Origin of the sequence: Aeromonas sp. s2 (assembly GCF_040907935.1) — a bacterium.
Classification (GTDB): Bacteria; Pseudomonadota; Gammaproteobacteria; order Enterobacterales; family Aeromonadaceae; genus Aeromonas; species Aeromonas dhakensis.
Map to the genome: position 1 here is coordinate 156,782 of NZ_JBFOCR010000010.1, position 12,323 is coordinate 169,104.

13 protein-coding genes and 6 tRNA genes are annotated in these 12,323 nt (G+C 57.3%); all 19 read left to right on the forward strand.

Annotated elements, in window-relative coordinates:
• Positions 1-88 precede the first annotated feature (88 nt).
• The 19 genes from ruvA to AB5Y81_RS09315 all read left to right on the forward strand — a co-directional run bounded on the left by ruvA (position 89) and on the right by AB5Y81_RS09315 (position 12,323).
• A complete protein-coding gene (gene ruvA / locus AB5Y81_RS09225; RefSeq protein ID WP_005304953.1) occupies positions 89-703 on the forward strand; it encodes a Holliday junction branch migration protein RuvA in 615 nt (204 codons plus the stop codon).
• An 8-nt stretch (positions 704-711) separates the two neighbouring features.
• Positions 712-1,722 (forward strand): Holliday junction branch migration DNA helicase RuvB, encoded by a 1,011-nt coding sequence (ruvB, locus tag AB5Y81_RS09230; protein WP_005304949.1) that lies wholly within the window; start codon positions 712-714, stop codon positions 1,720-1,722.
• A 935-nt stretch (positions 1,723-2,657) separates the two neighbouring features.
• The gene (cydA, locus tag AB5Y81_RS09235; protein ID WP_005304948.1) at positions 2,658-4,214 is read left to right on the forward strand and encodes a cytochrome ubiquinol oxidase subunit I; all 1,557 of its coding nucleotides are present in this window, start codon (positions 2,658-2,660) and stop codon (positions 4,212-4,214) included.
• Positions 4,215-4,226: 12 nt separating this feature from the next.
• Positions 4,227-5,363, forward strand: a complete 1,137-nt coding sequence (gene cydB, locus AB5Y81_RS09240; RefSeq protein WP_279485272.1) for a cytochrome d ubiquinol oxidase subunit II — start codon at positions 4,227-4,229, stop codon at positions 5,361-5,363.
• A gap of 14 nt (positions 5,364-5,377) precedes the next feature.
• The gene (gene cydX, locus AB5Y81_RS09245; RefSeq protein ID WP_005304933.1) at positions 5,378-5,494 is read left to right on the forward strand and encodes a cytochrome bd-I oxidase subunit CydX; all 117 of its coding nucleotides are present in this window, start codon (positions 5,378-5,380) and stop codon (positions 5,492-5,494) included.
• The gene (locus AB5Y81_RS09250; RefSeq protein ID WP_041203211.1) at positions 5,481-5,792 is read left to right on the forward strand and encodes a cyd operon YbgE family protein; all 312 of its coding nucleotides are present in this window, start codon (positions 5,481-5,483) and stop codon (positions 5,790-5,792) included. The genes cydX and AB5Y81_RS09250 overlap by 14 nt, the downstream gene beginning before the upstream one ends.
• Positions 5,793-5,897: 105 nt before the next feature.
• A complete protein-coding gene (gene ybgC / locus AB5Y81_RS09255; RefSeq protein WP_005304924.1) occupies positions 5,898-6,305 on the forward strand; it encodes a tol-pal system-associated acyl-CoA thioesterase in 408 nt (135 codons plus the stop codon).
• Entirely contained in the window at positions 6,295-6,984 is a 690-nt protein-coding gene (gene tolQ / locus AB5Y81_RS09260) for a protein TolQ (protein ID WP_005304921.1), read from the forward strand. Before ybgC ends, tolQ begins: the two co-directional genes overlap by 11 nt.
• Entirely contained in the window at positions 6,984-7,430 is a 447-nt protein-coding gene (gene tolR, locus AB5Y81_RS09265; RefSeq protein WP_005304918.1) for a protein TolR, read from the forward strand. The genes tolQ and tolR overlap by 1 nt, the downstream gene beginning before the upstream one ends.
• 5 nt (positions 7,431-7,435) lie before the next feature.
• Complete coding sequence (gene tolA, locus AB5Y81_RS09270; protein ID WP_017765796.1) at positions 7,436-8,593, forward strand: cell envelope integrity protein TolA; 1,158 nt, start codon at positions 7,436-7,438, stop codon at positions 8,591-8,593.
• 94 nt (positions 8,594-8,687) lie between these two features.
• The gene (tolB, locus tag AB5Y81_RS09275; RefSeq protein WP_010636193.1) at positions 8,688-10,013 is read left to right on the forward strand and encodes a Tol-Pal system beta propeller repeat protein TolB; all 1,326 of its coding nucleotides are present in this window, start codon (positions 8,688-8,690) and stop codon (positions 10,011-10,013) included.
• Positions 10,014-10,062: 49 nt separating this feature from the next.
• Positions 10,063-10,587 carry a peptidoglycan-associated lipoprotein Pal gene (gene pal, locus AB5Y81_RS09280; protein WP_005304908.1) on the forward strand — a complete coding sequence of 175 codons (525 nt, stop codon included), beginning with the start codon at positions 10,063-10,065 and terminating at the stop codon, positions 10,585-10,587.
• A 158-nt stretch (positions 10,588-10,745) separates the two neighbouring features.
• Positions 10,746-11,555 (forward strand): tol-pal system protein YbgF, encoded by an 810-nt coding sequence (gene ybgF, locus AB5Y81_RS09285; protein WP_026139218.1) that lies wholly within the window; start codon positions 10,746-10,748, stop codon positions 11,553-11,555.
• Positions 11,556-11,729: 174 nt separating this feature from the next.
• Positions 11,730-11,805 (forward strand) — tRNA-Lys (locus AB5Y81_RS09290).
• A gap of 30 nt (positions 11,806-11,835) precedes the next feature.
• A tRNA-Val gene (locus AB5Y81_RS09295) sits at positions 11,836-11,911 on the forward strand.
• A gap of 49 nt (positions 11,912-11,960) precedes the next feature.
• A tRNA-Lys gene (locus tag AB5Y81_RS09300) sits at positions 11,961-12,036 on the forward strand.
• A gap of 21 nt (positions 12,037-12,057) precedes the next feature.
• A tRNA-Val gene (locus tag AB5Y81_RS09305) sits at positions 12,058-12,133 on the forward strand.
• Between the two features lie 22 nt (positions 12,134-12,155).
• A tRNA-Lys gene (locus tag AB5Y81_RS09310) sits at positions 12,156-12,231 on the forward strand.
• A gap of 16 nt (positions 12,232-12,247) precedes the next feature.
• A tRNA-Val gene (locus AB5Y81_RS09315) sits at positions 12,248-12,323 on the forward strand.

Below are 12,323 nucleotides of genomic sequence, written 5' to 3' on the forward strand. Positions count from 1 at the left end.
GTCCAGCCGCCCTATGCTGGATACTTATCCAGTTATTCTTTATGCTATGAGCCAATTTACAGATAGCTGGTTTGGCGAGGAGAGAGCCGTGATTGGTCGCTTGAGAGGCGTAGTCATTGAGAAACAACCCCCCGAGGTATTGCTGGAGGTCGGGGGCGTGGGCTATGAGGTGCACATGCCCATGAGCTGCTTCTATGATCTGCCCGAGATCGGCAAGGAAGCGGTCATTCACACCCACTTCGTGGTGCGGGAAGACGCCCAACTGCTGTACGGCTTCAATCACAAGCAGGAGCGGGCGCTGTTTCGCGAGCTGATCAAGACCAACGGGGTCGGCCCCAAGCTGGCGCTGGCCATCCTCTCCGGCATGACCGCCACCCAGTTCGTGCTGAGTGTCGAGCGCGAGGAGATAAGCTCCCTGGTCAAGTTGCCAGGGGTTGGCAAGAAGACCGCCGAGCGACTGGTGGTGGAGATGAAGGACAGGCTCAAGGGGTGGGTCAGCCACGATCTCTTCTCGCCGGCCGAGATCACCCTGCCCGCGAAGGAGAGTGCCCTGCGGGCGCCAGATTCGAGCGAAGAGGCCGCCAGTGCGCTGGTGGCGCTCGGCTACAAGCCGCAGCAGGCCAGCCAGATCGTCAGCAAGGTCGCGGTGGATGGCATGTCGGTGGAAGATATCATCCGTGAAGCGCTGCGCAGCCTGGTGTGAGGTAAAGAATGATTGAAGCGGATCGCCTCATTTCCGCCGCTGGCGGGCGTGAGGAAGAAGTCATCGATCGGGCCATCCGGCCCAAGCTGCTGGCCGATTACACCGGCCAGGATCCGGTCTGCGAACAGATGGAGATCTTCATCGCGGCTGCGCGCCAGCGCGGCGAGGCGCTCGATCACCTGCTGATCTTCGGCCCGCCCGGGCTTGGCAAGACGACGCTGGCCAACATAGTGGCCAACGAGATGGGGGTCAACATCAAGACCACCTCCGGTCCCGTGCTGGAGAAGGCCGGCGATCTGGCGGCGCTGCTCACCAACCTCGAGCCGAACGACGTGCTGTTCATCGACGAGATCCACCGCCTCAGCCCTGTGGTGGAGGAGGTTCTCTACCCGGCGATGGAGGATTACCAGCTCGACATCATGATTGGTGAGGGGCCGGCGGCTCGCTCCATCAAGCTTGACCTGCCCCCCTTCACCCTGATCGGCGCGACGACCCGGGCCGGCTCTCTCACCAGCCCGCTACGGGATCGCTTCGGTATCGTGCAGCGCCTCGAGTTCTACAACGTCAGGGATCTGACCGACATCGTTGCCCGCAGCGCCCGTTGCCTCGGGCTCGACATGACGGAAGACGGTGCGCTGGAGGTGGCGCGTCGCTCGCGCGGGACGCCGCGAATTGCTAACCGTTTGTTGCGCCGGGTGCGGGATTTTGCCCAGGTGAAATCCGATGGCCGGATTGACGGACCCATAGCGGCCCGAGCCATGGACATGCTGGACGTGGATAACGAAGGGTTCGACTTCATGGACCGCAAGCTATTGTTGGCTGTCATAGACAAGTTTCTGGGGGGGCCGGTGGGGCTCGACAACCTGGCTGCGGCTATCGGCGAGGAGAAGGACACCATCGAAGATGTGCTCGAACCCTATCTGATCCAGCAGGGCTTCCTGCAACGTACACCAAGAGGGCGGATCGCGACACCAAGAGCTTATGCGCATTTTGGCCTGCAACGGCCAGATGAAGGGTAAAAACAGCTGATTGAACAAAAAACCGCCTTCAAGGGCGGTTTTTTGTTATCCGGGCAAAAAAAAGCCCACTGCGGAGGCGGTGGGCAAAGACAATTCAGGATGGATGTTCACAGACAGTGAGTGCGTCTGGAGACAGACCGGTAAAAAACAGAGTGAGCCGTCGCGAGGCCTCAGAGTCGGTTCATTTGATAGAGCTGAACGAACGAAAGCTTGTAGTAACGGATGGTTTTAGCAACAAACTTTTTCATCTTTAATTCCAATAAACAGGTTCGAAATGTTCATCGAATACGTACCGGGAACCCAGATTGACCGGCCTGTATCCAAGGGTATGCCCTCACTGCGAGGCGCATTGTAGGAGCTCTGTCGGACTCGGACAAACAAGAAAAATTACCCATCTCAGATTAGATTAACTAATCATTTGGTGGTCTTGTCGAATTAGCATGGATATGCGTTTTTATTGGTTTTTAATTAGTTTTATTCTGGCTGGGGACAAGCGAGGGAAACATGATGAAAACACCCTTGAGAGTTGTTTTTTAACAGAAGCATTACTTATTTGCTTCAAGATTAAAGTTGATTTAAATCAATGATTTGCGATTTTTATTTTTTTGTGACCCAGCTCTCTAAAATAAATGGAAAGGGTCGTGAAAATGCCTTTGAAAGGCATGTATTGATGGTGGTTTTACATTGATTTCAATCAAATAAAGGTGATATAAAACTCAGGTCATTATGGGCAGGAATAAAGCAAGCTTGATTGTTTTGCAATTGTTAAACATTAGCTTTTTTTGTTCCCTATTATTGCCTTGTTGTTAATGTGGTGGCAGTCGAATCCGGTCGTCAGTGCAAAACTGGAACATGACCGATAATTCGGGGACTTCCAACGGAAGCTTTGTCTTAAAACTTAAAATAGCCGTGCCAATAATCGGTGAGGAAACATCATGATTGCTGAGCATGTGGTAGACCTATCGCGGTTCCAATTCGCTGCGACGGCCCTTTATCACTTCCTGTTTGTGCCCCTGACGCTCGGAATGGCCTTCATTCTGGCGATCATGGAGTCTGTCTATGTGATGACCAACAACCCTGTCTACCGGGACATGACCAAGTTCTGGGGCAAGTTGTTTGGTATCAACTTTGCCCTCGGGGTCACCACAGGGCTGACCATGGAGTTCCAGTTTGGTACCAACTGGGCCTACTATTCCCACTATGTCGGCGATATCTTCGGGGCCCCGCTGGCCATTGAAGGTCTGATGGCATTCTTCCTGGAATCCACCTTCGTCGGTATGTTCTTCTTCGGCTGGGATCGGCTCTCCAAGCGTCAGCACCTGGCTGCGACCTGGTTGATGGCGCTCGGGACCAACCTCTCCGCGCTCTGGATCCTGGTTGCCAACGGCTGGATGCAGAACCCGGTCGGTGCCGAGTTCAACTTCGAAACCATGCGCATGGAGATGGTGAGCTTCGCCGATCTGGTGTTCAACCCGGTTGCCCAGGTGAAGTTCGTCCACACAGTGGCGGCAGGCTATACCACAGGCGCCATGTTCGTGCTGGGCATCTCTTCCTATTACCTGCTCAAGCATCGTGACGTGGCCTTCGCCCGTCGCTCCTTCGCCATCGCGGCCGCATTCGGCATGGCGTCCATCCTCTCCGTGCTGATCCTCGGTGACGAGTCCGGCTACGAGACGGGTGAAGTGCAGAAGGTGAAACTGGCGGCCATCGAGGCCGAGTGGAACACCGAACCTGCGCCAGCCTCCTTTACCCTGTTCGGCATCCCGAACCAGGAAGAGATGCGCACCGACTACGCCATCAAGATCCCTTATGCCCTTGGCATCATCGCTACCCGTTCGCTGGACGGCCAGGTGACCGGTCTCAAGGATCTGAAGAGCGAGCACGAGCTGCGCGTGCGCAACGGCATGACCGCCTACGACCTGCTGACCAAGCTGCAGTCCGGCGACAAGTCTGACGATACCCGCGCCCGCTTCGACGAAGTGAAGCAGGATCTGGGTTACGGTCTGCTGCTCAAGCGCTATACCTCCAACGTGACCGATGCCACCGACGAGCAGATCAAGGCCGCCGTGGATGACTCCATCCCGCAAGTGCTGCCGCTGTTCTTCGCCTTCCGCATCATGGTTGCCTGCGGCATGCTGATGCTGGTGCTGATTGGCCTGGCCTTCTATGACAGTACCCGTCACAAGATCGGCGAGCGCAAGTGGCTGCTCAAGGCGCTGCTGTACGGCATCCCGCTGCCCTGGATCGCCATCGAGTGTGGCTGGTTCGTCGCGGAATACGGTCGTCAGCCCTGGACCATCGCCGAAGTGTTGCCGACCTCGGTCTCGGCCTCCAACGTGCCGGCCTCCGAGATCTGGTTCTCCCTTATCGGGATCTGCCTGTTCTACACCGTACTGCTGATCATCGAGATGTACCTGATGTTCAAGTACGCGCGTCTGGGCCCAAGCAGCCTGAAGACCGGCAAGTACCACTTCGAACAGAGCAAGGCATAAGGAGAGCAACCCATGTTTGATTACGAAATGTTGCGCCTGGTCTGGTGGGTGCTGGTCGGCGTCCTGCTGATTGGCTTCGCCATCACCGACGGCTTCGATATGGGGGTGGGCGCACTGCTCCCCTTCGTCGGCAAGAAAGATGTTGAGCGTCGGGTGATGCTCAACACCATGGGCCCGCACTGGGAAGGGAACCAGGTCTGGCTGGTGACCGCCGGTGGTGCCCTGTTTGCAGCCTGGCCCATGGTGTATGCGGCAGCCTTTTCCGGCTTCTATATCGCCATGATCCTGACCCTGATGGCCCTGTTCTTCCGCCCGGTCGGTTTCAAGTACCGCTCCCTGCGTGAAGATGCCAAGTGGCGCAGCAACTGGGACTGGGCGCTGTTTGTTGGTAGCGCGGTACCGCCCATCGTGTTTGGCGTGGCGTTCGGCAACCTGTTGCAGGGCGTGCCGTTCGACTTCAACCAGTTCATGATGCTGACCTATCACGGCAACTTCTTCGGTCTGCTCAATCCGTTCGGCCTGCTGGCCGGTCTGGTGAGTCTGTTCATGCTGGTCACCCAGGGCGCTACCTGGCTGATGATGAAGACCGATGGTGAAGTGCTGGCCCGCTCCCGCACCGCCGCCATGATCTGCTCGCTGGTGACCCTGGTGCTGTTCGCACTGGCCGGTTTCTGGGTCAGCGGCATGGAAGGCTATGTGGTGGTCAAGGCCGCCGCGACCGATGCCGTCTCCAATCCGATGAACAAGGAAGTGGTGCGTCAGGCCGGTGCCTGGATGAACAACTACAGCCTCTATCCCTGGACGGTTGCGGCGCCCGTGCTGGGTCTGGCGATGAGCCTGCTGACATCGCTGTTTGCCAAGCTGAACAAGGGCTGGCTGGCGTTCACCTGCTCCTCCCTGGCGATTGCCGGCGTGATCCTGACTGCCGGCTTCTCCATGTTCCCGTTCGTGATGCCCTCAAGCCTTGAGCCGTCACTGAGCCTGACCATGTGGGATGCCACCGCTTCTCTCAACACCCTGCGGGTGATGACGGTAGCGGCCGCCATCTTCGTACCGATTGTGCTGGGTTATACCCTGTGGACCTACATCAAGATGTTCGGCCGGGTGACCAGCAAGCACATCGAAGACAACCAACAATCGCTCTACTAAGAAGGTGCCCTGATATGTGGTATTTCACCTGGATCCTGGGTCTGCTGCTGGCTTGTGCATTCGGCATCATCAATGCGCTGTGGCTGGAACACACCGAGAACATGGATCGCCAGATCGATGAGAACAAGTGATCGACTCGCCCGGTTGGCTGCTCCCCTGGAGCGCCAACCCTGGCAGGGGTTGATGCTGGTAGCGGCGGCCCTGTTGGCCGTCGCTATTTTACAGGCCCCCAATCTGGTGGCCGCCAACACCAGCGAACATGGCCTCTGGCTGGCGCCCTGGCTGATGTGGGCGGTCTGTTGCGGGGTCATGCATGGGCTGGGATTCCATCCCCGCAGCCTCGTCGGTCGCGTGCTGTTTTCCCCCTGGCTCGCCTTGCCCAGTTTGTTGTACGGGCTCTGGCTGACCCAAGGCTATTTCCTTTCATAAAAAACGGGGGGAGGCAGGATTTCCCTGCTTCCCCCTGCTTCTTTCCTATTCAGCCCTGCGCTATGATAGCCCCCCATCTGACTGTCGTATGGATCACAGATTGTTATGGGGGAAGTCTCTGAGTTTCCGGTGCGTGTCTACTACGAAGACACCGATGCCGGGGGCATCGTCTACAACGCCAATTATCTCAAGTTTATGGAACGTGCTCGCACCGAGTTCCTGCGTGCTGGCGGCATCGAACAGGATGTCCTGCTGGGCGCCGGGTACGCGTTTGTGGTGAGTCGAACAGAGATCGATTTCCGCTCGGCGGCCCGTTTTAATGAGCTTTTGACTGTATTGACGCAAGTGACCGAAGTGAAACGCGCCTCCATGCGCTTCTCACAACGGATACTGGCGGCTGATGGACGACTGATCACCCAGGCCATGGTACAGATAGCCTGTGTCAGTCATCCGCATATGAAACCTGTTGCAATACCTGAAAATGTGAAGGGAGTGCTGTTAAGTGCACGCTGAAATTTCGTTTATTGGCCTGTTTTGGCAAGCCAGCCTGTTGGTAAAACTGGTCATGATGACCCTGATGGGCATGTCGGTCGTCTCCTGGGCGCTGATCATCCAGCGCTCCAAGGCCATCAAGGCAGCCAATATCGCATCGGAGCAGTTTGAAGACAGATTCTGGTCTGGAGTCGACCTCAACCGTCTCTACCAGGAGTCCTCTTCCCGCCGCGACGACATCGAAGGCATGGAAGACATCTTCTACTCCGGCTTCAAGGAGTATGCCCGTCTGCTCAAGGCCGGCGCCCGTGGTCAGGATGCGGTGATGGACGGTACCTACCGTGCCATGCGCGTCTCCCTCTCCCGCGCGGTGGACGATCTCGAGTCCAACCTGCCGATCCTGGCTACCATCGGCTCCATCAGTCCCTATATCGGTCTGTTTGGTACCGTCTGGGGGATCATGAACGCCTTTATCGCCCTGGGTCAGGTGCAGCAGGCAACCCTGCAGATGGTGGCCCCCGGTATCGCGGAGGCGCTGATCGCCACCGCCATGGGTCTGTTTGCCGCCATCCCGGCCGTTATCTTCTACAACCGCTTCTCCAACAAGGTCGAGCGGCTGGAGAACGCCTACGCCAATTTCATGGACGAGTTCACCACCATTCTGAACCGTCAAATTGCTCAGCAGCAGGGTGATCAGTAATGCAAACCTATCAGCGGATCCGGCGCAAGAAGGTGGCCGAGATCAACGTGGTTCCCTATATCGACGTCATGCTGGTGCTGCTTATCATCTTCATGGCGGTGACGCCCGTGATCACGCAAGGGGTCAAGGTTGACCTGCCGCAGGCGGAGTCCGAGCAACTGCCGGAGGATGCCAAGCCGCCCTTCATCGTCAGCGTCAATACCGAAGGCGAGTACGTCATCAAGGCCGGTGAGGCCGAAGACGAACCCGTCCCGAGCGGGACGCCCGAGGCGATGCAGCAGTACATCACCGAGAAGGCCATGGGTTACCTGGCCATCAACCAGAACGCCCCCGTGGTGGTGGCCGGTGACAAGTCGGTGCGCTACGAAGAGGTGATCCTGCTGATGGTGGCCCTCAAGAAAGCCGGTGTGCCTCAGGTCGGCCTGATGACAGATCCGGTGAACTGACGGAGATGGATGTGAAGCGTGGTATTTCCGGTTATCTCATCGCGTCGCTTCTGCTGCACCTGATCATCGGCATCATCCTGTTTGTCGGGCTCGACTTCAGCAAACCGAAGCGACCCGAGTCGAAGGGGCAGATCGTCAATGCCGTCATGCTCGACGAGAACTTCCTCAACGAGCAGGCCAAGCAGATCCAGCAGCAGAAGGCTCAGCCCAAGCCGCAGAAGGTAGAGAAAGAGAAGGATAAGGAAGACACGGACATCGCCAAGCGCGAGCTGGCCCAGCAGCAGGAACGGTTGCGGATTGCAGAGGCCAAGCGCAAGGAGGCCGAGGAGGCCACCCGCAAGGCCGAAGTAGAGAAGCAGAAGAAGCAGGCCGAGCAGAAGCAGGCGGAAGAGAAGGCCCAGAAGGCCGAGGAAGCCCGCAAGCTCGAAGAGCAGAAGGCCAAGAAGGCGGAGGCCGAGCGCAAGGCCGCGGAAGAAGAGAGCAAGGCGCTGGCGCTGAAGAAGAAAAAGGAACAAGAGAAGAAAGAGGCCGAAGAGAAGGCCAAGGCTGAGGAGGCCAAGGCCAAGAAAGCGGAAGCCGAGAAGAAAGCCAAAGCCGAAGCCGAGAAAAAAGCGAAGGCAGAAGCGGACAAGAAAGCCAAGGCGGAGGCCGAGCAGAAGGCCAAGGCTGAAGCCGAGAAGAAAGCCAAGGAAGAGGCGGCCAAGAAGGCAAAAGCTGACGCAGAGAAGAAAGCCAAGGCAGAGGCCGACAAGCAGGCCAAGATCGCGGCTGAACGCAAGCGCAAAGCGGCCGAGGAGGCCAAGCTGCAAAAAGAGATGGAAGACATGATGCAGCAGCAGCTGGCGGCTGAGGCCAATGCCCGCAGTCAGGCGGCATCGGCGGCGGCCAAGGGTGAAGTCGACAAATATGCGGCGCTTATCAAGGCGACTGTTGAGCGATATATGATTTTGGATCCCACCATGCGGGGCAAAACATGTACTATCGGCGTACGTCTTGCGAGCACTGGCTTTGTCATCTCGGTAGATAACGGCCAGGGTGACCCGGCGGTATGTCGTTCCGGCAAAGCAGCCGTACTGAAGGCCAATCAGTTGCCGGTACCCAAGGATCCTGCGGCGTTCGAGATGTTGAAGGAGTTCAACCTCAAGCTGGAACCTAACATCTAGCACTGATGGCGAGGGGATCGAGTAAGGTGGTTGGCAGCGTCTTGCCGAGAAAGGAAGTTAATCTCTCATTATTTTGGAACCGAGTGTTTAAGCCATGATAAGAAAAGTGTTTTTTGCTTTGGTTGGCTGTTTGTTGCTGGGTCAGAGCGCCCAGGCGGCCTTGGACATCGTCATCACTGGCGGTATCGACAGTGCACGGCCGATCGCCGTCGCCCCCTTCAAGTGGGAAGGCAATGGCCAGCTGCCGCAGGACATCGCGGAAGTGGTCTCCAACGACCTGATGCGCAGCGGCAAGTTCAGACCGCTGGCCCGTGGCCAGATGCCGCAGACCCCGAGCTCCAGCGGTGAAATCAACTTCGCACCCTGGGCCTCCCAAGGTGTCGAAGCCGTGGTGGTCGGTTCCATCGCCGCCGTCGGCGACGGTACCTACAAGGTCAACTTCGAGCTGGTCGACGTGCTCAAGGGCCAGCTGGCCAAGACCCAGGGCGGCGAGAGCAATGGCTACATCCTGGACAGCCGGATGGCGACCATCCCGGGTGCCCAGATGCGCCAGTTTGCCCACCGCATCTCCGACATCGTCTACGAGCGGCTGACCGGCGAGCGCGGGGCCTTCCTGACCCGTCTGGCGTACGTCTCCGTGCAGCAGGGTACCCAGTTCCCGTATCAGCTGCGGATCTCCGACTACGACGGTTACAACGAGAAGACCCTGCTGCGTTCCCGCGAGCCGCTGATGTCCCCGGCCTGGTCGCCGGACGGCAGCAAGCTGGCCTACGTGAGCTTCGAGAACCAGAAATCCGAAATCTACGTGCAGGACATCTACACCCAGCAGCGCAGCCTGATCACCAGCTTCCGCGGCATCAACGGGGCGCCGGAGTGGTCTCCGGATGGTCGTCGTCTGGCTATCGTTCTCTCCAAGGACGGGTCACCGAACCTCTATGTCGTTGATGTTGCTAGCAAGCAGCTGACCCGCGTCACAACCAGCCGGGTAATCGACACCGAACCCTCCTGGATGCCGGACGGTCAAAATTTGCTGTTCACCTCTGAACGTGGTGGCAAACCCCAGATTTATAGCGTAAATTTGGCGACTGGCATGACTCGCCGGATGACCTGGGAAGGTGAATCCAACCAGGGTGCGTCCATTACTCCTGATGGCAAAATCATGGTGATGGTGACCCGGGTTCAGGGGCAATACCGTATCGCCCGTCAGGATATGGAAAACAATGCCCTGCTGGTCCTTACCCAGAGCGCGCTGGATGAGTCGCCAAGTGTGGCTCCCAATGGCAGCATGATCATTTATGCCACCATCTATCAGGGTCGTAAGAGTCTCGCATTGGTGTCGACTGATGGTCGCTTCAAGGCTGTGCTTCCGACCAGTAGCGGTGAAATTCGTGCACCAGCTTGGTCGCCCTTCTTGAATTGATAAAAATCCAATTGTTTTTTGTTTTGTTATAAAGGTTTAAGGAAATAGCATGCAACTCAATAAACTGCTCAAGGGTTTGGCCATCGCACTGCCACTGTTCACCCTGGCCGCTTGTAGCTCCTCTTCTGATTCCGACGCCGCTGGCGCCGAATCAGGCATGACCGACGGCATGGGCGGTGTACAAACCGGTGGCGCGAACGGCATGTTGTCCCCGGAAGAGCAGATGCGTCAGAAGTTCGAAGCGCTGCAGCGTGACAACGTGATCTACTTCCCGTTCGACGGTTACGACATCCAGGGTCAATACGCCGACCTGCTGGATGCCCACGCCAGCTACCTGCGTGAGCGCCCGAGCGTCAAAGTACTGATCGAAGGCCACGCCGACGAGCGCGGTACTCCGGAGTACAACATCGCGCTGGGCGAGCGTCGTGCCAAGGCTGTTGCCAAGTATCTGCAAACCCTGGGTGTGCAGGCTGAGCAGCTCTCCATCGTCAGCTATGGCGAAGAGAAGCCGCTGGATATGTCTCACACCGAGGATGCCTTTGCCAAGAACCGCCGTGCGGTCCTGGTTTACTAAGGTTTGAATCGAACGAAGTTCGTTTATATGCAAGCGGCCATTTCGATGGCCGTTTTATTTGCACTAAACGCCAAGGTTTGATCCGAATGAAATCTGTATAAGCGAGCGACGATGGCGCTGGCCGTTTTATTTGCACTAAACGCTAAGGTTTGATCCGAATGAAATCTGTGTACAAGCAAGCTGCTGTTGCGCTGGCCGTATTGGTTGCTCTGAATGCGCAAGCGGCGGCACCGGTGAGCGATCTGAGCGGTGACTCGGGTGGCGGGGTTGTCCTAAGCGGCAACAACGGCGCCATCGTGCCCACCGGCAGCCTGGAAGACAGGGTTGCCCTGCTGGAACGCACGCTCAACGCCCGTCTGCGCCTGCAGGCCGATTTGCAGCAACAGGTGGATGCCCTGCAAGGGGAGGTCTCCGAGCTGCGTGGCCAGCTGGAGCAGCAGACCTACCAGATGGAACAGTCGCAGGAGCGTCAGCGCCAGCTCTATCAGGAGCTCGACAAGGTGGCCAACAGCCAGCCTGCCGCTACACCAGCAGCCCCGGCAGCCGCCGCTGCGAGCGCGACGCCGGCCGCCGCGGCCAACTATTCCACCAACCAGAACGAGAATCAGGCCTATGATGCGGCCGTGAACATGGTGCTCAAGGAGAAGAACTACGACAAGGCAATTCCGGCCTTCGAAGGGTTCATCAAGCAGTTCCCGAGCTCCAGCTATGTTCCCAACGCCCATTACTGGCTGGGTCAGCTGCTGTTCAACAAGGGGGATCGGACCGGCGCTGCCGCCCAGTTCACCACTGTGGCTACCAAGTTCAGCAAGTCTCCCAAGCGAGCCGACGCCCTGTTGAAGCTGGGGATGCTGGCACAACTGGATGGCAAGAAGGCGGAAGCCAAGAACTTCTATGAGCAGGTGATCAAGGGCTATCCCAACACCTCGCCGGCCCAGCTGGCCAAGCAGAGTTTGAGCAAGCTGTAACTTTGCCGCATGTCACTGTTTTCGTAACAGTCTTGTAAATACAGCCTCGCTTTGTATGCGCAGTGAACAAACAGATGGAATTTAAGATTTTTCTGTTGCGCCAGGATGATAAATCCGTAATATAGGCCGCCGTCAGAGCCGGTGCAGCATTGCAGTTGGTCCTGGTCGTGGTGAGGGTCGTTAGCTCAGTCGGTAGAGCAGTTGACTTTTAATCAATTGGTCGCTGGTTCGAATCCAGCACGACCCACCATTTCTCCACCAGGTGGAGACAGAATTCCCAGGTCGTTTAGCTCAGCTGGGAGAGCACCTCCCTTACAAGGAGGGGGTCACTGGTTCGATCCCAGTAACGACCACCAGTTTTAAGCTGTTTGCCAAGGCAGGCAGTGAAAGAGGCAAGTCAGGTGTGGGTCGTTAGCTCAGTCGGTAGAGCAGTTGACTCTTAATCAATTGGTCGTAGGTTCGATCCCTACACGACCCACCAATTTGCCCAGATGAATTCCCAGGTCGTTTAGCTCAGCTGGGAGAGCACCTCCCTTACAAGGAGGGGGTCACTGGTTCGATCCCAGTAACGACCACCAGTTTGTAAAAAATGATTTAGATGGGTCGTTAGCTCAGTCGGTAGAGCAGTTGACTTTTAATCAATTGGTCGCTGGTTCGAATCCAGCACGACCCACCATCATTTCAGAATCCCAGGTCGTTTAGCTCAGCTGGGAGAGCACCTCCCTTACAAGGAGGGGGTCACTGGTTCGATCCCAGTAACGACCACCA